At 67.6% G+C, this 25,531-nt stretch carries 18 protein-coding genes and 1 tRNA gene; 17 read left to right on the forward strand and 2 right to left on the reverse strand.

Annotated features, from left to right (window positions below):
- The first annotated feature begins 73 nt into the window (after window positions 1-73).
- The 11 genes from IEZ11_RS52125 (at window position 74) to IEZ11_RS44655 (ending at window position 13,717) form a co-directional block, all read left to right on the forward strand.
- Window positions 74-208, forward strand: a complete 135-nt coding sequence (locus tag IEZ11_RS52125) for a hypothetical protein (RefSeq protein ID WP_268239967.1) — start codon at window positions 74-76, stop codon at window positions 206-208.
- Window positions 209-260: 52 nt separating this feature from the next.
- A tRNA-Trp gene (locus IEZ11_RS44610) sits at window positions 261-333 on the forward strand.
- A 109-nt stretch (window positions 334-442) separates the two neighbouring features.
- The gene (secE, locus tag IEZ11_RS44615; protein ID WP_189268817.1) at window positions 443-724 is read left to right on the forward strand and encodes a preprotein translocase subunit SecE; all 282 of its coding nucleotides are present in this window, start codon (window positions 443-445) and stop codon (window positions 722-724) included.
- An 80-nt stretch (window positions 725-804) separates the two neighbouring features.
- A complete protein-coding gene (gene nusG, locus IEZ11_RS44620; protein ID WP_189268818.1) occupies window positions 805-1,680 on the forward strand; it encodes a transcription termination/antitermination protein NusG in 876 nt (291 codons plus the stop codon).
- Window positions 1,681-1,915: 235 nt separating this feature from the next.
- The gene (gene rplK / locus IEZ11_RS44625; RefSeq protein ID WP_005481290.1) at window positions 1,916-2,350 is read left to right on the forward strand and encodes a 50S ribosomal protein L11; all 435 of its coding nucleotides are present in this window, start codon (window positions 1,916-1,918) and stop codon (window positions 2,348-2,350) included.
- An 81-nt stretch (window positions 2,351-2,431) separates the two neighbouring features.
- Window positions 2,432-3,157: a 50S ribosomal protein L1 gene (rplA, locus tag IEZ11_RS44630; RefSeq protein ID WP_189268819.1), complete on the forward strand. Its 726-nt coding sequence runs from the start codon at window positions 2,432-2,434 to the stop codon at window positions 3,155-3,157.
- A 165-nt stretch (window positions 3,158-3,322) separates the two neighbouring features.
- On the forward strand, window positions 3,323-4,243 hold the full coding sequence (locus IEZ11_RS44635) for an SCO4651 family lipoprotein (RefSeq protein ID WP_189268820.1): 921 nt from the start codon (window positions 3,323-3,325) through the stop codon (window positions 4,241-4,243).
- A 401-nt stretch (window positions 4,244-4,644) separates the two neighbouring features.
- Complete coding sequence (gene rplJ, locus IEZ11_RS44640) at window positions 4,645-5,175, forward strand: 50S ribosomal protein L10 (RefSeq protein ID WP_189268821.1); 531 nt, start codon at window positions 4,645-4,647, stop codon at window positions 5,173-5,175.
- A gap of 121 nt (window positions 5,176-5,296) precedes the next feature.
- A complete protein-coding gene (gene rplL, locus IEZ11_RS44645; RefSeq protein ID WP_189268848.1) occupies window positions 5,297-5,680 on the forward strand; it encodes a 50S ribosomal protein L7/L12 in 384 nt (127 codons plus the stop codon).
- A 554-nt stretch (window positions 5,681-6,234) separates the two neighbouring features.
- Complete coding sequence (rpoB, locus tag IEZ11_RS44650) at window positions 6,235-9,720, forward strand: DNA-directed RNA polymerase subunit beta (protein ID WP_189268822.1); 3,486 nt, start codon at window positions 6,235-6,237, stop codon at window positions 9,718-9,720.
- Window positions 9,721-9,817: 97 nt separating this feature from the next.
- Window positions 9,818-13,717 carry a DNA-directed RNA polymerase subunit beta' gene (locus IEZ11_RS44655; RefSeq protein ID WP_189268823.1) on the forward strand — a complete coding sequence of 1,300 codons (3,900 nt, stop codon included), beginning with the start codon at window positions 9,818-9,820 and terminating at the stop codon, window positions 13,715-13,717.
- A gap of 85 nt (window positions 13,718-13,802) precedes the next feature.
- Here the strand turns inward: IEZ11_RS44655 and IEZ11_RS44660 are convergent, their stop codons facing one another.
- The gene (locus IEZ11_RS44660) at window positions 13,803-15,053 is read right to left on the reverse strand and encodes a putative hexosyltransferase (RefSeq protein WP_229713750.1); all 1,251 of its coding nucleotides are present in this window, start codon (window positions 15,051-15,053) and stop codon (window positions 13,803-13,805) included.
- A gap of 503 nt (window positions 15,054-15,556) precedes the next feature.
- On the opposite strand from IEZ11_RS44660, the gene rpsL reads away from it, so the two are divergent.
- The 6 genes from rpsL (at window position 15,557) to IEZ11_RS44690 (ending at window position 23,861) form a co-directional block, all read left to right on the forward strand.
- The gene (gene rpsL, locus IEZ11_RS44665) at window positions 15,557-15,928 is read left to right on the forward strand and encodes a 30S ribosomal protein S12 (RefSeq protein WP_003948652.1); all 372 of its coding nucleotides are present in this window, start codon (window positions 15,557-15,559) and stop codon (window positions 15,926-15,928) included.
- A 2-nt stretch (window positions 15,929-15,930) separates the two neighbouring features.
- A complete protein-coding gene (gene rpsG, locus IEZ11_RS44670) occupies window positions 15,931-16,401 on the forward strand; it encodes a 30S ribosomal protein S7 (RefSeq protein WP_005481264.1) in 471 nt (156 codons plus the stop codon).
- Window positions 16,402-16,440: 39 nt separating this feature from the next.
- The gene (gene fusA / locus IEZ11_RS44675) at window positions 16,441-18,567 is read left to right on the forward strand and encodes an elongation factor G (protein WP_189268824.1); all 2,127 of its coding nucleotides are present in this window, start codon (window positions 16,441-16,443) and stop codon (window positions 18,565-18,567) included.
- A 170-nt stretch (window positions 18,568-18,737) separates the two neighbouring features.
- Window positions 18,738-19,931, forward strand: a complete 1,194-nt coding sequence (gene tuf / locus IEZ11_RS44680) for an elongation factor Tu (protein WP_189268825.1) — start codon at window positions 18,738-18,740, stop codon at window positions 19,929-19,931.
- 252 nt (window positions 19,932-20,183) lie between these two features.
- Complete coding sequence (locus IEZ11_RS44685) at window positions 20,184-23,171, forward strand: glycosyl hydrolase 115 family protein (protein ID WP_189268826.1); 2,988 nt, start codon at window positions 20,184-20,186, stop codon at window positions 23,169-23,171.
- 120 nt (window positions 23,172-23,291) lie between these two features.
- Window positions 23,292-23,861, forward strand: a complete 570-nt coding sequence (locus IEZ11_RS44690) for an RHS repeat domain-containing protein (protein ID WP_189268827.1) — start codon at window positions 23,292-23,294, stop codon at window positions 23,859-23,861.
- A gap of 208 nt (window positions 23,862-24,069) precedes the next feature.
- On the opposite strand, the gene IEZ11_RS44695 is transcribed toward IEZ11_RS44690, so the two are convergent.
- Window positions 24,070-25,452 (reverse strand): S41 family peptidase, encoded by a 1,383-nt coding sequence (locus tag IEZ11_RS44695; protein WP_373295059.1) that lies wholly within the window; start codon window positions 25,450-25,452, stop codon window positions 24,070-24,072.
- Window positions 25,453-25,531: the final 79 nt, after the last annotated feature.

The following is a 25,531-nucleotide window of genomic DNA, read 5'->3' on the forward strand; positions in this document are numbered from 1 at the left end:
GGTGCCCATCGTTTCAGACCGGAAACCTGCCCGGCACGCCGGTTTCACAGACTGAACAACTACGGGCCGAACCATGAACAAGCGTGCGGATCCGGCCCCCGGCCAGGACGATCTTCCGTACGGCGGCCCCGACTGCCGCTTTCTGTTCGACGCGGCGCCGCGGACCACGTACACTCTCACCTCGTTGGCCTTCAACAGCCGTGCCTGAGCGGGTGCACACCGAGCACGCGGGTGGATGCGGTACGTTGGGGAACACACAAAGGGTCGTAGCTCAATTGGTAGAGCACCGGTCTCCAAAACCGGCGGTTGGGGGTTCAAGTCCCTCCGGCCCTGCTACACACACCGCCAGGATGTGTGCGCATGTACGTACAAGTATTGCACCGCCGTGCGGCTCCAGAAACCGGGCGCGGCACGGCCATGACCCGGGACCAGGTGAGGACGAATGACGGACGCCGTGGGCTCCATCGACACGCCTGATGCCGATGAGGTGCAGGAGTCCAAGAAGGGCCGCAAGGGCGGTAAGCGTGCCAAGAAGGGCCCGCTGAAGCGTCTCGGTACCTTCTATCGCCAGATCATCGCGGAGCTCCGCAAGGTCGTCTGGCCGACTCGAAACCAGCTGACGTCGTACACCACCGTGGTGATCTTCTTCGTCGCCATCATGATCGCTCTGGTGACCGTGATTGACTATGGACTCAACCACGCGGCCAAGTACGTCTTCGGCTGAGCACAGAGCGAAGGGCGCCGTGGTACCGGCGCCCGTTTTCGCATGTTCCACCCCTATGTATCCAGGAAGAAGCAGCCATCGTGTCTGACCCGAACCTGAACGACGCCGTCGAGGCCGTCGAGCCCGAAGAGGCCGTCGAAGACGAGCTGGACATCGTCGAGGGCGCGGACGAGCAGGACGAGTTCGAGGCTGCCGAGGCCGAGCTGGAGGAGCCGGCCGAGGAGACCGCGGTCCACGCCGAGGACGAGGACGAGGACTCCGAAGAGGACGAGGACGCCGTCGAGGCCGAGGAGACCGACGAGGTCGAAGAGGCTGTCGAGGAAGAGCCCGCCGAGCCGGTCGACCCCGTCCAGGCGCTGCGCGACGAGCTGCGCGTGCTCCCCGGCGAGTGGTACGTCATCCACACGTACGCCGGCTACGAGAACCGCGTGAAGACCAACCTGGAGCAGCGCGCCGTCTCGCTGAACGTCGAGGACTACATCTTCCAGGCCGAGGTGCCGCAGGAAGAGGTCGTCCAGATCAAGAACGGCGACCGCAAGACCATCAAGCAGAACAAGCTGCCCGGTTATGTGCTCGTCCGTATGGACCTGACCAACGAGTCGTGGGGTGTCGTCCGTAACACCCCCGGCGTCACCGGCTTCGTCGGCAACGCGTACGACCCCTACCCGCTGACCCTGGACGAGATCGTCAAGATGCTCGCGCCGGAGGCCGAGGAGAAGGCGGCACGCGAGGCGGCGGAGGCCGAGGGCAAGCCGGCGCCGCAGCGCAAGGTCGAGGTCCAGGTGCTGGACTTCGAGGTGGGCGACTCGGTGACGGTGACCGACGGTCCGTTCGCCACGCTGCAGGCCACGATCAACGAGATCAACCCGGACTCCAAGAAGGTCAAGGGTCTGGTGGAGATCTTCGGGCGTGAGACGCCTGTCGAGCTTTCGTTCGACCAGATTCAGAAGAACTGAGTCGGTCGGTCGTTCGTCGGCCGCGGGCCGGTGGGGGCTGTTCGCGCAGTTCCCGGCGCCCCTCAGGGGGCGCGCCCCAGCTGGATGTCCGTGTCAGGTCAGGTGCCGTTTCCCGGCCCCTGACCTGCTCGGTTTTTGGCCGCGCATCTATACCCGTTATCGTTGTGCGGTATGCCTGCGTTCGGGTTGGTCCCCTCGCGCAGGCAGGACCCGAAATGAAAGGACCCGGAGAGCTATGCCTCCCAAGAAGAAGAAGGTCACGGGGCTCATCAAGCTCCAGATCAACGCCGGTGCGGCGAACCCGGCCCCGCCGGTCGGCCCCGCGCTCGGTCAGCACGGCGTCAACATCATGGAGTTCTGCAAGGCCTACAACGCCGCGACCGAGTCGCAGCGTGGCTGGGTCATCCCGGTGGAGATCACGGTCTACGAGGACCGTTCCTTCACCTTCGTGACCAAGACCCCGCCGGCCGCGAAGATGATCCTCAAGGCCGCTGGCGTCGAGAAGGGCTCCGGCGAGCCGCACAAGACCAAGGTCGCCAAGATCACCGAGGCGCAGGTCCGTGAGATCGCCACGACCAAGCTTCCCGACCTGAACGCCAACGACCTGGACGCCGCGTCGAAGATCATCGCCGGCACCGCCCGTTCCATGGGCATCACGGTCGAGGGCTGAACCCCACCTTCGTAGAACCACCGTGGTAGGGCCTGCTCGGCCCGTACACCACGACTCCTTCAGAACACACAGGAGCAAGTTGTGAGCAAGCGCAGCAAGGCCCTTCGCGCTGCGGACGAGAAGATCGACCGGGAGAAGCTGTACGCCCCGCTCGAGGCCGTCCGTCTCGCCAAGGAGACCTCCACGACCAAGTTCGACGGCACCGTCGAGGTCGCCTTCCGCCTGGGTGTCGACCCGCGCAAGGCCGACCAGATGGTCCGTGGCACCGTGAACCTCCCGCACGGCACCGGTAAGACCGCCCGGGTCCTGGTCTTCGCGACCGGTGACCGTGCCGAGGCCGCGCGTGCCGCGGGCGCCGACATCGTCGGCGCCGACGAGCTGATCGACGAGGTGGCGAAGGGCCGTCTGGACTTCGACGCCGTCGTCGCCACCCCGGACCTCATGGGCAAGGTCGGCCGCCTCGGCCGCGTCCTCGGCCCGCGTGGTCTGATGCCGAACCCGAAGACCGGCACCGTGACCCCCGACACGGCCAAGGCCGTCACGGAGATCAAGGGCGGCAAGATCGAGTTCCGCGTCGACAAGCACTCGAACCTGCACTTCATCATCGGCAAGACGTCCTTCGAGGACGACAAGCTGGTGGAGAACTACGGCGCCGCTCTGGAGGAGATCCTCCGTCTGAAGCCGTCCGCCGCCAAGGGCCGCTACATCAAGAAGGCCGCGGTCAGCACCACCATGGGCCCCGGCATCCCGGTCGACCCGAACCGCACCCGCAACCTCCTCACCGAGGAGGACCCGGCCGCCGTCTGAGCCCCGCGCTCGGTCCGGTAGCCGCGTCAGGGACGCGACACCACCAGGACGGGCCCCGCAACCGAAAGGTCTGCGGGGCCCGTCCTGCTGTTTGTACGACTACCGGCGCGTTGTCAGTGCCCTGGGTTAGCGTCGGAGTACGGGACCTTCATGGGGGTGGGCGGGATGAAGAGCAGGCGGGTGCGCCGTACGGCCGTCTCGATCGCGGTGGTGGCAGCGCTGACCGGGGTGGCGGCCTGCAGCTCCGCGGGGGGCTCAGGGGGCTCGGGGGGCTCCGGCAAGGAGGACCGGGACGGCGCCCGTGCCGCGACCAGGGTCAGCCCCGTCGCCGCGCTGCGCTCGGCGGAGAAGTCCACCGACCGCGCCGACTCCGCCCGGGTCCGCTCCACCACCACCATGGGCTCTCTGCTGTCCATGACGACGAACGGCAGCCTGGCCTGGGACGACGGTATATCCGGCACGGTCACCATCACCTACACCGGCGGCAGCACGGCCGAGCTGATGCGCCGGCTCGGTTCGACGTCGATGGAGGCCCGCTATCTGTCCGACGCCTACTACGCCAGGATGAGCGACACGTTCGCCGCGCAGACCGGCGGCAAGCACTGGATCCGGTACGGGTACGGCGACCTGGCCTCCGTCGCCGGCGGCTCGGGCGCGCTGCTCAAGGACCAGATGCAGAACACCACGCCCAACAAGTCCGTGCAGATGCTGCTGGCCTCCGGTGACGTGCGCAAGGTCGGCGAGGAGAAGGTCGACGGCCAGGCCACCACCCACTACTCCGGCACGGTGGACGTGGCCGACCTGGCCGGGCAGAGCAGCAGCCTCACGGCGAGCCAGCTGGCCGGGCTGAAGAAGCAGCTCACCCAGGCCGGCGTCAGCACCGAGACCGTCGACATCTGGGTCAACGACCAGGACCTGCTGGTCAAGAAGACCGAGAAGGCCGACACGGCGAACGGCACGATGACCCAGACCGCGCACTACAGCGACTACGGCGTCAAGGTCAGCGCGTCGAAGCCCCCGGCCGCCGACACCGCGGACTTCAAGACGCTGCTCAGGACACAGGGCGCGAGCGGGCTGACCTCCTGAGCCGTCGGGCTGACTCCCGGGGAGCGGTGGGGTGGAGCGGCGGCTGTTCGGCTGACGGTCGGTGCGGGCTGGTCGCGCAGCTCCCGTCGCCCCTTTGGGGTGCGTTGCCGTGGCGCCCGCCCCACCGGGCCGATTTGCTTCGCCGTGCACAGGTCCCGTACTCTCCTAAAGAAGCCAAAGACCGCTGGTCGTTGCCGTGTGCTCGCAAGAGTGTGCGGTGGCCGAAGGATCCGCTGAACCGCGGACGACCCGCGCAGGTGACTGTGGAAGTGCTCCCGGAGACGCATACATCCCGTGTGTGATTTCGGTCGAGCTACGCCCCGTGCGCCTGCGCCGGGGCGTTTCGTTTTCCTCAGCCCCTTCTGAGCGGTCCTCATCACCCGGAAGGAGGCCGACGCTCTATGGCAAGGCCCGACAAGGCTGCCGCGGTGGCCGAGCTCACGGAGCAGTTCCGTAGCTCGAACGCCGCCGTGCTGACCGAGTACCGGGGTCTCACCGTGGCGCAGCTCAAGACGCTGCGTCGTTCGCTCGGTGAAGACGCCCAGTACGCCGTGGTGAAGAACACGCTGACCAAGATTGCGGCCAACGAGGCCGGGATCTCGACGCTCGACGACCTGTTCAACGGTCCGACGGCGGTCGCCTTCATCACCGGTGACCCGGTGACGTCGGCGAAGGGTCTTCGTGACTTCGCCAAGGACAACCCGAACCTCGTCATCAAGGGCGGTGTCCTTGACGGCAAGGCGCTCTCCGCCGACGAGATCAAGAAGCTTGCGGACCTCGAGTCCCGCGAGGTTCTGCTCGCCAAGCTGGCGGGTGCCATGAAGGGCAAGCAGACGCAGGCTGCGCAGCTCTTCCAGGCGCTTCCGTCGAAGCTCGTCCGCACCGTGGACGCGCTTCGTGCCAAGCAGGACGAGCAGGGCGGTGCCGAGTAACTCGGCTCGCGAAATGACCGCCGCCTGAGGCCCAGCGCCCGAGGAAGCGGTCGTAGCGGGCCGAACGTACGCCCGCCAGACATGTACATCCGGCACCAGCCGAATTAGTGGAAGGAAAGCCATCGTGGCTCTCACCCAGGACGAACTGCTCGCCGAGTTCGAGACGATGACCCTGATCCAGCTCTCCGAGTTCGTGAAGGCGTTCGAGGAGAAGTTCGACGTCACCGCCGCCGCCGCGGTTGCCGTCGCGGGTCCGGCCGGTCCGGCCGCCCCGGCCGAGGCCGCCGAGGAGCAGGACGAGTTCGACGTCGTCCTCACCGGCGCCGGCGAGAAGAAGATCCAGGTCATCAAGGTCGTGCGCGAGCTCACCTCGCTCGGCCTGAAGGAGGCCAAGGACCTCGTGGACGGCGCCCCGAAGCCCGTTCTCGAGAAGGTCGCCAAGGAGGCCGCGGAGAAGGCCGCCGAGTCCCTCAAGGCCGCCGGCGCCTCCGTCGAGGTCAAGTAACACCTCTGAGGTCGTACAGACCTCTGTGTGCTGAAACACCCCCTCGGGGGCTGTAACGCGCAGACCGCGAAGAGCGATCATCCATCCGGGTGGTCGCTCTTCGGCGTTCCCGGGAGGCCGACCACGGTTGCCTTGCACCTGTGACGGCGGGGGGTATGGTGATCTTCGTCGTGTCTCCGGCGCACCGGGTTTGCGCAGCGGGGCCTTGACGAACCGCACGCAGCGCGCAATTCTCAGGACGCGTCGCCAGAACGGTCCGAATCCGAGGCATGGATCGGCGACGAAGAGGGCAGTATCAACGTGCGTTGAGGGCAGGCATGACGCAGGCGTTGACGATGAAGAGGGTCTCAGAAAATGGGGACTGGACATCAGTGTGCCAAGTGGCTACACTGACCCTTTGCGCTGCCTGTTAGCTGTCCCCTGCCCGTCACCAGGGGTCTGCCCTCACTCGAACGCCGACGACCGAACCTCCTCTGAACTGGGGTTTCTGTCTCTGTGTCCGGGAAGGGACCGGGGAGCGCGTAGTGAGTCCGAGCCCTCGGAAGGACCCCCTCTTGGCCGCCTCGCGCACTGCCTCGAACGCGAATATGAACAACGGCGCCAGCACCGCCCCGCTGCGCATCTCTTTTGCAAAGATCAAGGAGCCTCTCGAGGTTCCCAACCTGCTCGCGCTGCAGACCGAGAGCTTTGACTGGCTGCTCGGGAACACCGCCTGGCAGAGTCGGGTCGAGGAGGCTCTGGAGTCCGGTCAGGACGTCCCCACCAAGTCCGGTCTGGAGGAGATCTTCGAGGAGATCTCCCCGATCGAGGACTTCTCCGGGTCGATGTCCCTGACGTTCCGCGACCACCGCTTCGAGCCGCCGAAGAACAGCATCGACGAGTGCAAGGAGCGCGACTTCACGTACGCCGCCCCGCTCTTCGTCACGGCCGAGTTCACCAACAACGAGACCGGCGAGATCAAGTCCCAGACCGTCTTCATGGGTGACTTCCCGCTCATGACGAACAAGGGCACCTTCGTCATCAACGGCACCGAGCGTGTCGTGGTGTCGCAGCTGGTCCGTTCGCCCGGTGTCTACTTCGACTCCTCCATCGACAAGACGTCCGACAAGGACATCTTCTCCGCCAAGATCATCCCGTCCCGGGGTGCCTGGCTGGAGATGGAGATCGACAAGCGCGACATGGTCGGTGTCCGTATCGACCGCAAGCGCAAGCAGTCGGTCACCGTGCTGCTCAAGGCGCTCGGCTGGACCACCGAGCAGATCCTCGAGGAGTTCGGCGAGTACGAGTCCATGCGCGCCACCCTGGAGAAGGACCACACCCAGGGCCAGGACGACGCGCTGCTCGACATCTACCGCAAGCTGCGTCCGGGCGAGCCCCCCACGCGCGAGGCCGCGCAGACGCTCCTTGAGAACCTGTACTTCAACCCGAAGCGCTACGACCTCGCCAAGGTCGGCCGCTACAAGGTCAACAAGAAGCTGGGCGCGGACGCCCCGCTGGACGCCGGCATCCTGACCGTCGAGGACGTCATCTCGACGATCAAGTACCTGGTCAAGCTGCACGCCGGCGAGACCGAGACGACCGGTGACAGCGGTGGCATGATCGTCGTCGAGACCGACGACATCGACCACTTCGGCAACCGTCGTCTGCGCAGCGTCGGCGAGCTCATCCAGAACCAGGTCCGTACCGGTCTGGCCCGTATGGAGCGCGTCGTCCGTGAGCGCATGACGACCCAGGACGTCGAGGCGATCACGCCGCAGACCCTGATCAACATCCGGCCGGTCGTCGCCTCCATCAAGGAGTTCTTCGGCACCAGCCAGCTGTCCCAGTTCATGGACCAGAACAACCCGCTGTCGGGTCTCACCCACAAGCGCCGTCTGTCGGCGCTTGGCCCGGGTGGTCTCTCCCGTGAGCGGGCCGGCTTCGAGGTCCGTGACGTGCACCCCTCGCACTACGGCCGTATGTGCCCGATCGAGACCCCCGAAGGCCCGAACATCGGTCTGATCGGCTCGCTCGCCTCCTACGGTCGCGTCAACGCGTTCGGTTTCGTCGAGACCCCGTACCGCAAGGTCGTCGACGGCCAGGTCACCGACGAGGTGGACTACCTGACCGCCGACGAGGAGGACCGCTTCGTCATCGCGCAGGCCAACGCCGGCCTCACCGACGAGATGCGCTTCTCCGAGGCCCGGGTGCTCGTCCGCCGTCGTGGCGGCGAGGTCGACTACGTCGCCGGTGACGACGTGGACTACATGGACGTCTCGCCGCGCCAGATGGTGTCGGTCGCGACCGCCATGATCCCGTTCCTGGAGCACGACGACGCCAACCGTGCCCTCATGGGCGCGAACATGATGCGGCAGGCCGTCCCGCTCATCAAGAGCGAGTCCCCGCTCGTCGGCACCGGCATGGAGTACCGCTCCGCGGTCGACGCCGGCGACGTGGTCAAGGCCGAGAAGGCCGGTGTGGTCCAGGAGGTCTCCGCGGACTACATCACCACCGCCAACGACGACGGCACGTACATCACGTACCGCCTGGCCAAGTTCGCCCGCTCCAACCAGGGCACCTCGGTCAACCAGAAGGTCATCGTCCTGGAGGGCGACCGGGTCATCGAGGGCCAGGTCCTCGCCGACGGTCCCGCCACCCAGAACGGCGAGATGGCCCTCGGCAAGAACCTGCTCGTGGCGTTCATGCCGTGGGAGGGTCACAACTACGAGGACGCGATCATCCTGTCGCAGCGCCTCGTGCAGGACGACGTCCTCTCCTCGATCCACATCGAGGAGCACGAGGTCGACGCCCGTGACACCAAGCTCGGCCCCGAGGAGATCACCCGGGACATCCCGAACGTCTCCGAGGAGGTCCTCGCCGACCTCGACGAGCGCGGCATCATCCGCATCGGCGCCGAGGTCATCGCCGGTGACATCCTGGTCGGCAAGGTCACCCCGAAGGGTGAGACCGAGCTGACGCCGGAGGAACGCCTGCTGCGCGCGATCTTCGGTGAGAAGGCCCGTGAGGTCCGTGACACCTCGCTGAAGGTGCCGCACGGCGAGACCGGCAAGGTCATCGGTGTGCGCGTCTTCGACCGCGAGGAGGGCGACGAGCTCCCCCCCGGTGTGAACCAGCTGGTGCGCGTCTACGTCGCGCAGAAGCGCAAGATCACCGACGGTGACAAGCTCGCCGGCCGGCACGGCAACAAGGGTGTCATCTCCAAGATCCTGCCGATCGAGGACATGCCGTTCCTGGAGGACGGCACCCCGGTCGACATCATCCTCAACCCGCTGGGTGTCCCGTCCCGAATGAACCCGGGACAGGTCCTGGAGATCCACCTCGGCTGGCTCGCCAGCCGCGGCTGGGACGTCTCCGGCCTCGGCGAGGAGTGGGCGCAGCGCCTCCAGGCGATCGGCGCCGACCAGGTCGCCCCCGGCACCAACGTCGCGACCCCGGTCTTCGACGGTGCGCGCGAGGACGAGCTCGCGGGTCTGCTCCAGCACACCATCCCGAACCGGGACGGCGAGCGGATGGTGCAGCCGACCGGCAAGGCGCGGCTGTTCGACGGCCGCTCCGGCGAGCCGTTCCCGGACCCGATCTCCATCGGCTACATGTACATCCTCAAGCTCCACCACCTGGTCGACGACAAGCTGCACGCCCGTTCGACCGGCCCGTACTCGATGATCACCCAGCAGCCGCTGGGTGGTAAGGCCCAGTTCGGTGGCCAGCGATTCGGTGAGATGGAGGTGTGGGCGCTGGAGGCATACGGCGCCGCGTACGCCCTCCAGGAGCTGCTGACGATCAAGTCCGACGACGTCACCGGCCGCGTGAAGGTCTACGAGGCCATCGTCAAGGGCGAGAACATCCCCGAGCCCGGCATCCCCGAGTCCTTCAAGGTGCTCATCAAGGAGATGCAGTCGCTCTGCCTGAACGTGGAGGTGCTGTCCAGCGACGGTATGTCCATCGAGATGCGTGACACCGACGAGGACGTCTTCCGCGCTGCGGAGGAGCTCGGCATCGACCTGTCCCGGCGCGAGCCGAGCAGCGTCGAAGAGGTCTGACGGGAGTCCGGCGGGCCCTGAGGAACCAGGGCCCCGCCGACCCCCAGGCCCCCGTTTCAGACCACAGACTTACAACCCTGAGAGGGATTGACGCATAGTGCTCGACGTCAACTTCTTCGATGAGCTCCGGATCGGCCTGGCCACGGCTGACGACATCCGTCAGTGGAGCCACGGCGAGGTCAAGAAGCCCGAGACGATCAACTACCGCACCCTGAAGCCGGAAAAGGACGGGCTCTTCTGCGAGAAGATCTTCGGCCCCACCCGGGACTGGGAGTGCTACTGCGGCAAGTACAAGCGTGTCCGCTTCAAGGGCATCATCTGTGAGCGCTGCGGCGTCGAGGTGACCCGCGCCAAGGTGCGCCGTGAGCGGATGGGCCACATCGAGCTGGCCGCGCCCGTCACGCACATCTGGTACTTCAAGGGTGTCCCGAGCCGGCTGGGCTACCTGCTCGACCTGGCTCCCAAGGACCTCGAGAAGGTCATCTACTTCGCGGCGTACATGATCACGTTCGTCGACGAGGAGCGCCGCACCCGCGACCTGCCCTCCCTGGAGGCGCATGTCTCCGTGGAGCGTCAGCAGGTCGAGAACCGCCGGGACGCCGACCTGGAGGCCCGCGCCAAGAAGCTGGAAAGCGACCTGGCCGAGCTGGAGGCCGAGGGCGCCAAGGCCGACGTGCGCCGCAAGGTGCGCGAGGGTGCCGAGCGTGAGATGAAGCAGCTGCGTGACCGTTCGCAGCGCGAGATCGACCGCCTCGACGAGGTGTGGACCCGCTTCAAGAACCTCAAGGTCCAGGACCTGGAGGGCGACGAGCTCCTCTACCGCGAGCTGCGGGACCGCTTCGGCACGTACTTCGACGGCTCGATGGGTGCCGCGGCGCTGCAGAAGCGCCTGGAGTCCTTCGACCTCGACGAGGAGGCCGAGAAGCTCCGCGAGATCATCCGCACCGGCAAGGGCCAGAAGAAGACCCGTGCGCTCAAGCGCCTGAAGGTCGTCTCCGCGTTCCTGCAGACCAGCAACAGCCCCAAGGGCATGGTGCTCGACTGCGTGCCGGTCATCCCGCCGGACCTCCGCCCGATGGTGCAGCTGGACGGTGGCCGCTTCGCGACCTCCGACCTGAACGACCTGTACCGCCGTGTGATCAACCGGAACAACCGCCTGAAGCGCCTTCTCGACCTCGGTGCGCCCGAGATCATCGTGAACAACGAGAAGCGCATGCTCCAGGAGGCCGTGGACGCCCTCTTCGACAACGGTCGTCGTGGTCGCCCGGTCACCGGTCCCGGCAACCGCCCGCTGAAGTCCCTCAGCGACATGCTGAAGGGCAAGCAGGGTCGATTCCGTCAGAACCTGCTCGGCAAGCGAGTCGACTACTCGGCGCGTTCCGTCATCGTCGTCGGCCCGCAGCTGAAGCTGCACCAGTGCGGTCTGCCCAAGGCGATGGCGCTGGAGCTCTTCAAGCCGTTCGTGATGAAGCGCCTGGTCGACCTGAACCACGCGCAGAACATCAAGTCCGCCAAGCGCATGGTGGAGCGCGGCCGCACCGTCGTGTACGACGTCCTCGAAGAGGTCATCGCCGAGCACCCGGTGCTGCTGAACCGTGCGCCCACCCTGCACCGCCTCGGCATCCAGGCCTTCGAGCCGCAGCTGGTCGAGGGCAAGGCCATCCAGATCCACCCGCTCGTCTGCACCGCGTTCAACGCGGACTTCGACGGTGACCAGATGGCCGTGCACCTGCCGCTGTCCGCGGAGGCGCAGGCCGAGGCCCGCATCCTGATGCTGTCCTCGAACAACATCCTCAAGCCCGCCGACGGCCGTCCGGTGACGATGCCGACCCAGGACATGGTCCTCGGTCTGTTCTTCCTCACCACCGACGGCGAACTCCGTGACACCAAGGGCGAGGGCCGCGCGTTCGGCTCCACGGCCGAGGCGACCATGGCGTTCGACGCCGGCGAGCTGGCGCTGCAGTCGGCGATCGACATCCGCTTCCCGGTGGGCACCATCCCGCCGCGCGGCTGGACCCCGCCGGCCGTCGAGGAGGGCGAGCCGGAGTACCAGACCGGTGACACCTTCCGGCTGCGCACCACCCTGGGCCGCGCGCTCTTCAACGAGCTGCTGCCCGAGGACTACCCGTTCGTCGACTACTCGGTGGGCAAGAAGCAGCTCGGCGAGATCGTCAACGACCTGGCGGAGCGCTACCCCAAGGTCATCGTGGCGGCGACGCTCGACAACCTGAAGGCGGCCGGCTTCTACTGGGGCACCCGCTCCGGTGTCACCGTGGCCATCTCCGACGTCGTCGTCCCCGAGGCGAAGAAGGCCATCGTCGCGGGCTACGAGGCCCAGGACGAGAAGGTCCAGAAGCAGTACGAGCGCGGTCTGATCACCAAGGAAGAGCGCACGCAGGAGCTCATCGCGATCTGGACCAAGGCGACCAACGAGGTCGCCGAGGCGATGAACGCGAACTTCCCCAAGACGAACCCCATCTTCATGATGGTTGACTCGGGTGCCCGAGGAAACATGATGCAGATGCGGCAGATCGCCGGTATGCGTGGTCTGGTGTCGAACGCGAAGAACGAGACCATCCCGCGTCCGATCAAGGCCTCGTTCCGTGAGGGCCTGTCGGTGCTGGAGTACTTCATCTCCACGCACGGTGCCCGTAAGGGTCTGGCCGACACCGCCCTGCGTACCGCCGACTCGGGTTACCTGACCCGTCGTCTGGTGGACGTCTCGCAGGACGTCATCATCCGCGAGGAGGACTGCGGCACCGAGCGCGGCCTCAAGCTGCACATCGCGGAGGTCGGCGCGGACGGCGTGCTGCGCAAGGCGGAGAACGTCGAGACCAGCGTGTACGCACGTGCGCTGGCCGAGGACATCGTCGTCGACGGCGTGGTGCTGGCCCCGGCCAACACCGACCTCGGTGACGTCCTCATCGACGAACTGGTCGCCCGTGGCGTCTCCGAGGTCAAGACCCGCTCGGTCCTGACCTGTGAGTCCGCCGTCGGTACCTGCGCCATGTGCTACGGCCGCTCGCTGGCCACCGGCAAGCTGGTCGACATCGGTGAGGCGGTCGGCATCATCGCGGCCCAGTCCATCGGTGAGCCCGGTACCCAGCTGACGATGCGTACCTTCCACACCGGTGGTGTGGCCGGTGACGACATCACCCAGGGTCTGCCGCGTGTCGTCGAGCTCTTCGAGGCCCGTACCCCGAAGGGTGTCGCCCCGATCTCCGAGGCGGACGGCCGTGTCCGCATCGAGGAGACCGAGAAGACCAAGAAGATCGTCATCACGCCGGACGACGGCAGCGACGAGACGGCGTTCCCGATCTCGAAGCGTGCCCGGCTCCTGGTCAGCGAGGGCGAGCACGTCTCGGTGGGCCAGAAGCTCACCGTGGGTGCCACCAACCCGCACGACGTGCTGCGCATCCTGGGCCAGCGCGCCGTCCAGGTCCACCTGGTCGGCGAGGTCCAGAAGGTCTACAACTCGCAGGGTGTGTCGATCCACGACAAGCACATCGAGATCATCATCCGGCAGATGCTGCGCCGTGTGACGATCATCGAGTCCGGCGACGCCGAGCTGCTGCCCGGCGAGCTGGTCGAGCGCTCGAAGTTCGAGCACGAGAACCGTCGTGTGGTCCAGGAGGGCGGTCACCCGGCCTCCGGCCGTCCGCAGCTGATGGGTATCACGAAGGCGTCGCTGGCGACGGAGTCGTGGCTGTCCGCGGCCTCCTTCCAGGAGACGACCCGAGTCCTGACGGACGCGGCGATCAACGCCAAGTCCGACAGCCTCATCGGTCTGAAGGAGAACGTGATCATCGGTAAGCTCATCCCGGCCGGTACGGGTCTGTCCCGCTACCGCAACATCCGGGTGGAGCCGACCGAGGAGGCGAAGGCCGCGATGTACTCGGCCGTCGGCTACGACGACATCGACTACTCGCCGTTCGGCACCGGCTCCGGCCAGGCCGTTCCGCTGGAGGACTACGACTACGGTCCGTACAACCAGTAGCAGTCGGTTCCGAAGGGCGGTCACCCCGACACGGGGTGGCCGCCCTTCGGCGTGTCCGGACCCGCTCGATCCCGAACGGCGTCCGCTACGGAATCCCCAGCTCGAAGATCACGTAGTGCGCGTACCACCCCGACGCCACCGCGGCCGTGCTGAAGAACACCAGCAGGCTCGGCCACCTCAGCCGGGCCATCGCCGCCGCCGGGGCCAGCAGCAGCGGGAAGACGGGGAGCAGATAGCGCGGGGTGTTCCCGAACATCTGCTGGGTGCCCAGGATCGTCACGATCGAGGCGAGGGTGTACGCCGTCAGCACCAGCGGCGGCCGTTTCCGCAGCATGAGCGCGACCAGGAACGGCAGCGCCAGCACCAGCTGCACGGCGATCAGGTCCGGGACGGGGTAGGCGAAGAGATAGTCGCCGTGCCCCACCGCGACGTTGCGCAGCACGTCCAGCGTGTACGCGCCGAAGTCGAAGTAGTGGGCCCAGGCCTCCCTCTGGAGCGCGAAGTAGGCGCCCGGGCCGCCCATCGACCAGCCGACCCAGGCGATGTACGTGAGGAGGCCCAGAGGCGCGGCGAGGGCCGCGTACAGCGGGGCGGCGACGCCCTGCTCGCGGCGGCCGTCCCGGCTCAGCAGCGTCGCCAGGGCGGCCAGGCCGACCGCTCCGATCAGCACCGCCGACGTCGGGCGGCTCAGGCCGGAGAGGAAGGCGAGCAGGCCCGCCGTCACCCAGCGGCGCTTCAGGACGGCGTGACAGGTCCACGCGGCGATCGCCACGAACAGGGACTCCGTGTAGACCGCCCACTCGACGCCGGCGGCGGGGGCCACGGCCCAGAGGCCGGCGGCGATGGTGCCGGCGCGGGTCCCCGCGAGCATCGAGACCACCGCGTGGACGCCGGCCGCCGCCACGAAGGAGGCGAGGACCGAGACGAGGATCGCGGAGCCGTACAGGCCGATGCCGGTGAGCTCGGAGACCGCTCGGATCAGGCCCGGATACAACGGGAAGAACGCGACCGAGTTCTGCTCGGCGCTGAACTGGCCGCCGGGGGCGAGCGGCCGGAGCGGCCCGGGGTGGTAGCCCTTCTGCGCGACCTGGAGGTACCACCAGCCGTCCCAGCCGGCCAGGACGTCCCACCAGTGGGCGCCGCCGCCGAAGCGGGGGTCCTTGCGGCGGTAGTCGCCGGCGTACGTCAGCAGCCAGGCGAAGACGAGGAGGCCGGTGAGTTTGGCGGCGCCGTAGAGCGCGAGGGGTGGGAGGTAGGGGCGGGCGGCCCGGGGGAGGCGGAGTGAGCGGGGCGCCGGGGCGTGGGTGGTCGCTGTGCTGCTCTGAGCTGTGCTCATGACCGTGATGCCCCCTGAAGAACGCCGATGGGAGTGCCTCGCCTGGCCGTCTGGCGTCTGCGGGACCGTTGTGGCTGGTGGCGCAGTTCCTCGCGCCCCCAGGGGGGCGGCCCGAGTGACCCGGCGATCAGAAGATCGGATCAGCGTTGCACAGCCGCTGAATCGATCCCCGCAGGGCCGCGTCGCTCTCCGTTCGCGTGTCGTTCGTGTTCGTGGTATATCCGAAGCCTCCGTAAAACCCCAGCTCACGTCCCCCGCAACCGGTCCCCGTTCTTTTGTTTTGACCGGAGTGAATGCGCTAGGTACGCTCAGACCTTGTGCCTGGGGTGTGCCCTGACCCTCGTGCGTGCCTTCAAACCGCACCTGAGTGACGAAGTGGCCACCGTGATTCGCGCCCCCTTCTGCCTTCCGGCAGGAGGCCGCGGCATCCGACACACCCGACCGCGTGGGTCGGCGATGTTCCAGGTTAGCTTCACCATCGGCACACAGAAACCGGAGAAGTAGTGCCTACGATCCAGCAGCTGGTCCGGAAGGGCCGGCAGGACAAGGTCGAGAAGAACAAGACGCCCGCACTCGAGGGTTCCCCTCAGCGTCGTGGCGTCTGCACGCGTGTGTTCACGACCACCCCGAAGAAGCCGAACTCGGCCCTGCGTAAGGTCGCGCGTGTGCGTCTGACCAGCGGGATCGAGGTCACCGCTTACATTCCGGGTGAGGGACACAACCTGCAGGAGCACTCCATCGTGCTCGTGCGCGGCGGCCGTGTGAAGGACCTGCCGGGTGTTCGCTACAAGATCATCCGCGGCTCGCTCGACACCCAGGGTGTCAAGAACCGCAAGCAGGCCCGCAGCCGCTACGGCGCCAAGAAGGAGAAGTAGAAATGCCTCGTAAGGGCCCCGCCCCGAAGCGCCCGGTCATCATCGACCCGGTCTACGGTTCCCCTCTGGTGACCTCCCTGATCAACAAGGTGCTGCTGAACGGCAAGCGCTCCACCGCCGAGCGCATCGTGTACGGCGCCATGGAGGGCCTGCGCGAGAAGACCAGCAACGACCCGGTCATCACGCTGAAGCGCGCGCTGGAGAACATCAAGCCGACCCTTGAGGTCAAGTCCCGCCGTGTCGGTGGTGCGACGTACCAGGTTCCGATCGAGGTCAAGCCCGGTCGTGCCAACACGCTCGCGCTGCGCTGGCTGGTCGGTTACTCCCGCGCCCGTCGCGAGAAGACCATGACCGAGCGTCTGCTCAACGAGCTTCTCGACGCTTCGAACGGCCTCGGTGCGGCCGTCAAGAAGCGCGAGGACACGCACAAGATGGCCGAGTCCAACAAGGCCTTCGCGCACTACCGCTGGTAGTCGCAGTCCACATCGAGACCGAGAGAAGACTGAAGCCTTATGGCTACCACTTCGCTTGACCTGGCCAAGGTCCGCAACATCGGGATCATGGCCCACATCGACGCGGGCAAGACGACCACCACTGAGCGGATCCTGTTCTACACCGGTGTGTCGTACAAGATCGGTGAGGTCCACGACGGTGCTGCCACCATGGACTGGATGGAGCAGGAGCAGGAGCGTGGCATCACGATCACCTCTGCTGCCACCACTTGTCACTGGCCGCTCGAAGACGTCGATCACACCATCAACATCATCGACACCCCGGGTCACGTCGACTTCACCGTCGAGGTGGAGCGTTCGCTCCGCGTCCTCGACGGTGCCGTGACGGTGTTCGACGGCGTTGCCGGTGTCGAGCCCCAGTCCGAGACGGTTTGGCGTCAGGCGGACCGCTACGGCGTGCCGCGTATCTGTTTCGTCAACAAGCTCGACCGGACCGGCGCCGAGTTCCACCGCTGTGTCGACATGATCAGCGACCGCCTGGGCGCGACGCCGATCGTCATGCAGCTGCCGATCGGCGCCGAGGCCGACTTCAAGGGTGTCGTCGACCTGGTCACGATGAAGGCCCTGGTGTGGTCCGCCGAGGCGGAGAAGGGCGAGATGTACGACGTCGTCGACATCCCGGCCACCCACACCGAGGCTGCCGAGGAGTACCGCGGCAAGCTCGTCGAGACCGTCGCCGAGAACGACGACGAGATCATGGAGCTGTACCTGGAGGGCCAGGAGCCTTCCGTGGAGCAGCTGTACGCCGCGATCCGTCGGATCACCATCGCGTCCGGCAAGTCCAAGGACGTCACGGTCACCCCGGTGTTCTGTGGCACCGCGTTCAAGAACAAGGGCGTCCAGCCCCTGCTCGACGCGGTCGTGCGCTACCTGCCCTCCCCCCTGGACGTCGAGGCCATCGAGGGCCACGACGTCAAGGACCCGGAGGTCGTGGTCAAGCGCAAGCCGTCCGACGACGAGCCGCTGTCCGCCCTCGCGTTCAAGATCATGAGCGACCCGCACCTCGGCAAGCTCACCTTCGTCCGGGTGTACTCGGGCCGCCTGGAGTCCGGCACGGCCGTGCTGAACTCCGTCAAGGGCCGCAAGGAGCGCATCGGCAAGATCTACCGCATGCACGCGAACAAGCGTGAGGAGATCGAGTCGGTGGGCGCCGGCGACATCATCGCCGTCATGGGTCTCAAGCAGACCACGACCGGTGAGACGCTGTGCGACGACAAGGCCCCGGTGATCCTGGAGTCCATGGACTTCCCGGCGCCGGTCATCCAGGTCGCCATCGAGCCCAAGTCGAAGGGCGACCAGGAGAAGCTGGGCATCGCGATCCAGCGCCTGGCCGAGGAGGACCCGTCCTTCCAGGTCCACTCGGACGAGGAGACCGGCCAGACCATCATCGGTGGTATGGGCGAGCTGCACCTCGAGGTGCTGGTCGACCGTATGCGCCGTGAGTTCAAGGTCGAGGCCAACGTCGGCAAGCCGCAGGTCGCGTACCGCGAGACGATCCGCAAGGCCGTCGAGCGCGTCGACTACACCCACAAGAAGCAGACCGGTGGTACCGGTCAGTTCGCCAAGGTGCAGATCGCGATCGAGCCCCTTGAGGGCGGCGACACGTCGTACGAGTTCGTGAACAAGGTGACCGGTGGCCGTATCCCGAAGGAGTACATCCCTTCGGTGGACGCCGGTGCGCAGGAGGCCATGCAGTTCGGCATCCTCGCCGGTTACGAGATGACCGGTGTCCGCGTGATCCTGCTCGACGGTGCCTACCACGAGGTCGACTCCTCCGAGCTCGCCTTCAAGATCGCCGGTTCGCAGGCCTTCAAGGAGGCCGCGCGCAAGGCGTCCCCCGTGCTCCTTGAGCCGATGATGGCCGTCGAGGTCACCACGCCCGAGGACTACATGGGTGAGGTCATCGGCGACATCAACTCCCGCCGTGGCCAGATCCAGGCCATGGAGGAGCGGGCGGGTGCCCGCGTCGTGAAGGGCCTCGTGCCCCTCTCGGAGATGTTCGGTTACGTCGGCGACCTGCGCAGCAAGACGTCCGGCCGGGCCAGCTACTCCATGCAGTTCGACTCCTACGCCGAGGTTCCGCGGAACGTCGCCGAGGAGATCATCGCGAAGGCCAAGGGCGAGTAGCGCACCGCGTTCCACGCACCGCGCGCACACGCTTTAGGCTTGACCCCGGAGCCTCACGGGCCGTTCCTCCGCATTCGTGGCGGAATGGCCCGGGGCCCGGGAACCAACAGCAAAGATCACCTGGCGCCGATCGAATCAAGGCGTACAGAACCACTCCCAGGAGGACCCCAGTGGCGAAGGCGAAGTTCGAGCGGACTAAGCCGCACGTCAACATCGGCACCATCGGTCACATCGACCACGGTAAGACGACCCTCACGGCCGCCATTACCAAGGTGCTGCACGACGCGTACCCGGACCTGAACGAGGCGACCGCGTTCGACAACATCGACAAGGCGCCCGAGGAGCGTCAGCGCGGTATCACGATCTCCATCGCGCACGTCGAGTACCAGACGGAGACCCGTCACTACGCGCACGTCGACTGCCCCGGTCACGCGGACTACATCAAGAACATGATCACGGGTGCCGCGCAGATGGACGGCGCGATCCTGGTCGTGGCCGCCACCGACGGCCCGATGCCGCAGACCAAGGAGCACGTGCTCCTGGCCCGCCAGGTCGGCGTTCCGTACATCGTCGTCGCCCTGAACAAGGCCGACATGGTGGACGACGAGGAGATCATGGAGCTCGTCGAGCTCGAGGTCCGTGAGCTCCTCTCCGAGTACGAGTTCCCGGGCGACGACCTGCCGGTCGTCAAGGTCTCCGCGCTGAAGGCGCTCGAGGGCGACCCCGAGTGGACCCAGTCCGTCCTGGACCTGATGTCCGCCGTCGACGAGGCCATCCCGCAGCCCGAGCGTGACGTCGACAAGCCGTTCCTGATGCCGATCGAGGACGTCTTCACGATCACCGGTCGTGGCACCGTCGTCACCGGTCGTATCGAGCGTGGTGTCCTCAAGGTCAACGAGACCGTCGACATCATCGGCATCAAGACCGAGAAGACCACCACCACGGTCACCGGCATCGAGATGTTCCGCAAGCTGCTCGACGAGGGCCAGGCCGGTGAGAACGTCGGTCTGCTCCTCCGTGGCATCAAGCGCGAGGACGTCGAGCGCGGCCAGGTCATCATCAAGCCGGGCTCGGTCACCCCGCACACCGAGTTCGAGGCGCAGGCCTACATCCTCTCCAAGGACGAGGGTGGCCGCCACACGCCGTTCTTCAACAACTACCGCCCGCAGTTCTACTTCCGTACGACGGACGTGACCGGCGTCGTGACCCTCCCCGAGGGCACCGAGATGGTCATGCCGGGTGACAACACCGAGATGTCGGTGCAGCTCATCCAGCCCATCGCCATGGAAGAGGGCCTGAAGTTCGCCATCCGCGAGGGTGGCCGCACGGTCGGCGCCGGCCAGGTCATCAAGATCACGAAGTGATCTGGGCCCGCAAGGGCTGACCAGGCAGGACTCTGAAGGGGCCCGTACGACTCCGGTCGCACGGGCCCTTTCGGCGTCCCCCGTTCCTTTTCGGTGTGCCGGCCCCTTCCGGCGACAAGGTGCTTCGCGGGAGCGGGAGCGGGAGTTCGAAACTATTCGACGGGTTCGACCCCTGGTTCCCCCGGAGCCGCTCGCCCACCATTTGTCATGGCGCTGACCAAATTCGGGTGGAGTCGGGTGGAGGGGTGAGCCATGTCTGTCAGCCGTAGGGCTGTGCTGGGCGCAGGTGCCGCCGCGGTGCCGGTGCTGTCGGCGGGGACCGCGTGGGGTGCCCCGGACGCCGGGCTCCGGGCGACGGACCCCGGTGCGTACATCTCCTTCACCTCGGGGGCGTTCTCCCTGGTCGGTGCCCCCGTCGTGGTGAGCGCCGACGACCACCCCGGCGTCGTACGGGTGGCCGGCGACCTCCGCGACGACATCGCGCGGGTGACGGGGGTGCGGCCGGCCGCGACGATCGCCCGCCGTGCGGTGCTGGTCGGCACGATCGGCCGCAGCCCGCTGATCGACGGCCTGGTGGCCTCCGGCAAGCTGGACGTGACGGGGATCAGGGGCCGCTGGGAGACCTCGCTGCAGACGGTGGTCGACCACCCCGTGCCCGGCGTCGACCAGGCGTTCGTCATCGCGGGCAGCGACCCGCGCGGCACGATCTTCGGGGTGTACGACGTCTCGTACGGCATCGGCGTCTCGCCCTGGTACTGGTGGGACGACGTGCCCCCGGTCCATCGCGACCAGGTCTGGGTACGGCCGGGCCGCCACACCCAGGGCACCCCGGCGGTGCGGTACCGCGGCTTCTTCCTCAACGACGAGAACCCGGCGCTCGGCACCTGGGCGCCGTCGTACTTCGGCCCGGGGAAGGCGCCCGGCTATCCCGGCGGCTTCAACGCGGACTTCTACGCGAAGGTCTTCGAGGTCCTGCTGCGACTGAAGGGCAACTACCTCTGGCCCGCCGTCTGGGGGCGGGCGTTCGCGGAGGACGACCCGGAGAACCACCGGCGGGCCGCACAGTACGGCGTTGTCATGGGCACGTCTCACGAAGCGCCCATGATGCGGGGCATCGAGGAGTGGAACCGCCACGCGTCCGGCGGCACCGACCCCCACGGAGGCACCGGCGAGTGGTCGTACCTCCGCAATGCCGAGGCGATCCGGGCCTACTGGCGGGCCGGCATCCAGCGCATGGTGGACCAGGGCTTCGAGGGCGTGGTCACCCTCGGCATGCGCGGCAACGGCGACACCGGGCTTCCCGACGGCGACGGCATCGAGCTGATGCGGGAGATCATCGCGGCCCAGCGGCAGATCATCGAGGAGGTGACGGGGAGGCCGGCCGCCGAGACCCCCCAGGTGTGGACCCTGTACAAGGAGGTCCAGCGCTACTGGGACCGCGGCCTGCGCGCACCGGACGACGTGACCGTGGTCCTGACGGACGACAACTGGGGCAACATCCGCAAGCACCCTTCACCGCAGGAGCCGCGCGCCGGCGGCCACGGCCTCTACTACCACTTCGACTACGTGGGCGCCGGCCGCAACTACAAGTGGGTCGACACCGCGAACCTCCGCAACGTCTGGGACCAGCTCCACCAGGCGCACGCCTACGGCAACCACGGCCTGTGGGTGGCCAACGTGGGGGACCTGAAGGGGAACGAGCTCCCCACGGAGTTCTTCCTCGACTACGCCTGGAATCCCGACCGCCTGCCCTTTGACCGGCTGGGGGAGTGGGAACGGGGGTACGCCCGCCAGAACTTCGGCGCGGCGGTGGCCGACGGGACCGCCGAACTGCTCGCCCGCTACGGCCAGTTGCAGGCACGCCGCAAACCGGAGCTGCTCAACCGCCGCATCACCCTCTCCGACACCGGCCAGGTGGTCTACGACGACCTGCAGACCCCCTTCTTCTTCGGCCACCGTGAACTGGAGCGGGTCACGGAGGAGTGGCAGGAGCTGGCGAGACGGGCGGCACGGATCGCCCGCCGGTTGCCGGCCGCCGTCCAGGACGCATGGTTCGAACTGGTCGGGTACGAGGTGACGGCGACCGCGAACCTGTACGCGCTGCGGGCGGCCGAGTTCACGAACCTCCTCTACGCGAGGCAGGGCAGGGCCGCGACGAACGCCCGCGCGGACGCGGCGGAAGCGGGCCTGGCGACGGACCTCGCCCTCGCCGACCGCTTCAACTCCCAAGTGGCGGACGGTAAATGGCGAGGCTTCCAGACCCAGCCGCACATCGACTACGGGGACGTGGACCGGTACGGCCCCAACGCGCCCTGGCAGCAGCCGGAGAAGGACAACGTGGCGCTCCCCGACGTGCTCTTCCCGGCGGTACGGCGGATCGAGGTCCCGGAGGCGGCGGGACTGGGGGTGTCGGTGGACCCCGACGGAGGATCCATGACCCTGCCCCCGTTCAGCCCGTACCAGACCAGGCCACAGCAGTGTCTGGAGGTGTTCAACCGGGGCCGTACGTCCTTCGACTACCGGGTGGAGGCGTCGGTGCCGTGGCTGGTGGTGGACCGGCCGCGCGGGCGGGTGGCCGAGCAGGTCAGGGTGGAGGTGCGGGTGGACTGGTCACGGGCTCCGGCCGGCCGCGGGGAGGGGACGCTGACGGTGCGCGGAGCGGGGGAGTCGGTGACGGTGGAATGCGTGGCGGAGCAGCCTCCGGCTCGCGGGCTGCGGGGCTTCGTCGAGGCGGGCGGCTACGTGGCGATCGACGCGGAGCACTACGACCGTGCGGTCGGAGGGTGGCGCAGGCTGGACGGGATCGGCCGCACCGGAGCCGGGATGACGGCGTGGCCGGTGACGGGCGGCCGGGGCGACTCCCCGGACTCCTGGCCCCGGCTGGAGTACGAGGTGAGCCTGCTGTCGGCGGGCGAGGTGACGGCGTGGGCGTACCTGTCCCCCCGCAACCCGGCACTGCCGACGGGCGCCGGTCTGCACTACGCCCTGTCCTTCGACGACGAGGAGCCCCAGCGGGTCGACATCACCGCGGGTGCGGACGACGGCCTGCTCAACGCGGTCTGGGCACGCAACACCTCCGACAACGTCAACCGGACGGCGACCCGCCACACACTCGCACCGGGGGTCCACCGCCTCACCTTCTGGTCGGTGGACCCCACGGTGGTGCTACAGCGCCTGATCCTCGACACGGGCGGCCTGACACCGACGTATCTGGGACCGCTGGAGAGCCGGCGGCTGTAGCCACCGGCTCCACCGGGCTCAGCCGAAGGCGAGCTTCCCCGTCCAGCTGCTGATCACCGTGTTGTAGCTGCCGATCGCCGTCCTGCCGCCGAAGCAGAGGCGCACGCTGCCGCTGCTCATGTGGGCGTACAGGTCGGGGATGCCGTCGGCGTCGTCACCCGCTACGGCTACGACGAGTTCGGCCGTCCGACCACGGGCTGGCTCCCCGGCGGCGACGACGCCCTGCCGTCGACGAGGATCAGCTACGCCCTCGGCGCCAAGACCCCCACCCGGGTCACCACCAGCACCCTGCGCGACAACGGCAACGCGGCCCGCACGGACAACGGCTACTACGTCCTGGGCCTGCCGGCGAAGTCCTGGTGCCTGCCGACCAGCCAGCAGCCCATCCCGAACTCGACGAAGGCGACCTACGACGCCCTCGGCCGCGCGGTCAAGCAGATCACGTACACCAACGCCGACCGCTCGGCGAGCACGTACACCGAGACGACGTACGACCCGCTGGGCAACCGCACGCAGATCAAGGACAAGTCCGGCCGCGTCTGGTCCTGGACCTACGGCTCCCGCCACCGCGTCCTGACCAGCACCGATCCCGACTCCGGCACCAGCCGCACCTGGTACGACGACCAGGACCACGTCACCCAGACCAAGGACGCCAAGAACCAGGACGGGGGCGCGGCTGGCCGTTTTTGAAGATCAGGATCGCAAGGTCTCACGTGTGGACCTGATTGTCGCCTTGGGGTGCGATTGGCCATCCGCCGCGCTCGTCGAGCGTCATTGTCGACTTCCGCAAGACGACTACGACTGCGGTGGCGTACGGCCGGCAGGGTGTCGCGACGACCGGGAGTTGCGAATTGTCCGAACGGGCCGACTTTTCGCGGTGACGGGGGCGAACAGAGTGTCATGACCTCTGACGGCGCAGCAGTGCCACCGCCCGGTCGAACGCCGAGTCGCGGTTCTTCGTGAACTCCTTGTCCGTGAAGACCGGTTCGGTGATCTGCGGCGGGATCCCGGTGCCGTCGAAGGTGCGGTCGTCCCGCGTCAGGTACTCCTCGTTCGGGAGCCAGACGGCCATGCCGTTGGGGAGGTCGCGGGTCATGACGTCCGAGAAGACGCCCTGGGTGGGCTGGCCGATGCGGACCGTACGCCCCGGGCGGTCGATCAGGGCCTGGGTGAAGGTCTCGCCGGCGCTGACGGTGGAGCCGCCGGTGAGGAGGGCGATCGGGCCGGTGTAGCGGGGTTTGGGGGAGGGGGTCACGGGGATCGGCTCGGGGTGGGTGTGCTTGGCCGCGTCGGTCGGGTCGTTGCGGGCGCGCTTGGAGTAGGCGGTGTACGGAGTGTCCGTGAGGCGTTCGGCGATGCGGATGCCGAGGGCGTCCGAGCCGCCGCCGTTGATACGGAGGTCGATGACCAGGCCGTGGAGGGCGCGGGTGCGGGCCGGGGTGAGGACGGTGTCGAGGGCCCGGTCGAGCTCGGCGAGCTGGGCGGTGTACGACGCGTCGTCCTGGTCGTATCCGTCGAAGCTCGCGATCCGGAGGTAGCCGAGGCCCTGCTGCTTCAGGTCGGCGTACGTGATGAGGCCGCCGGCGAAGTCCTGGCGGTCGGCCGCTGTCCGGAGGTCGCGGTCGACGATGAACCTCTTGACCCTGTCGTTGAGTTCTCCGGTCGGGATGACCGTGCCCGGCCGGGGCACGCCGTAGTGGCGGTCGCCGTCCAGGACTGCGACGTGCGCGTCGTGCAGCGGGGTGATCATGCGGCTGAAGGTGTCGAAGAGCTGGGCCCGGGTGGTGTTCTTGTGGACCAGCGGGCGGTAGTGGTCGCGTACGGCGTGCCAGTCGATGCCCTTGACGGCGAAGAAGGGGTAGTTCTCCTCGAACGACTGCCAGAAGACGTCGAAGGAGGTGCGGGGGTCGGTCGCGGCCGGGCGGGTGCAGGCGGCGGGGAGGGAGCCGATCCGGCGGAGTTGCCGGTGCCCCACCGCGATGTCGGCGCCGAACCGGGCGTGTTCCCTGTCGGGGGCGGGCCGCACGGTGAGCACGGCGCCGTCGACGTCGTACGTCCCCGGTTTCGGGGCCGCCTTCGCGAAGTACCCCTTCAGGCAGCTGACGGCGGTCGTCTGGTACTCCTGCGCGCCTCGGCCGTCGATGGCGAGGACGGTCCCGTATCCGTCCATGCGCCACAGACCGGTCGCGGTCGCGGTTGCGGTGCCTGTGTTCGGCGCCGCCCCCACGGCCGGCACGGCGAGGGCGAGGAGCAGAGCTGCGGTCCCGACGGCGTTGCGCACGATGGCGTCCTTCCACCCACACGCGAGTGACGCTTCCGCCCCTCACGGTGCCGGACGCCGAGGTGCCGCGACCATCCGG

This window comes from Streptomyces fuscichromogenes (genome assembly GCF_014645815.1).
In the GTDB taxonomy this organism is placed as follows: domain Bacteria; phylum Actinomycetota; class Actinomycetes; order Streptomycetales; family Streptomycetaceae; genus Streptomyces; species Streptomyces fuscichromogenes.

Bases quoted from the DNA above. Each gene is read 5' to 3' on its own strand.
- IEZ11_RS52125 (WP_268239967.1), top strand. From the start codon at position 74: ATGAACAAGCGTGCGGATCCGGCCCCCGGCCAGGACGATCTTCCGTAC.
- secE (WP_189268817.1), top strand. From the start codon at position 443: ATGACGGACGCCGTGGGCTCCATCGACACGCCTGATGCCGATGAGGTG.
- rplK (WP_005481290.1), top strand. From the start codon at position 1,916: ATGCCTCCCAAGAAGAAGAAGGTCACGGGGCTCATCAAGCTCCAGATC.
- IEZ11_RS44635 (WP_189268820.1), top strand. From the start codon at position 3,323: ATGAAGAGCAGGCGGGTGCGCCGTACGGCCGTCTCGATCGCGGTGGTG.
- rplJ (WP_189268821.1), top strand. From the start codon at position 4,645: ATGGCAAGGCCCGACAAGGCTGCCGCGGTGGCCGAGCTCACGGAGCAG.
- IEZ11_RS44660 (WP_229713750.1), bottom strand. From the start codon at position 15,053: ATGAGCACAGCTCAGAGCAGCACAGCGACCACCCACGCCCCGGCGCCC.
- rpsG (WP_005481264.1), top strand. From the start codon at position 15,931: ATGCCTCGTAAGGGCCCCGCCCCGAAGCGCCCGGTCATCATCGACCCG.
- fusA (WP_189268824.1), top strand. From the start codon at position 16,441: ATGGCTACCACTTCGCTTGACCTGGCCAAGGTCCGCAACATCGGGATC.
- IEZ11_RS44685 (WP_189268826.1), top strand. From the start codon at position 20,184: ATGTCTGTCAGCCGTAGGGCTGTGCTGGGCGCAGGTGCCGCCGCGGTG.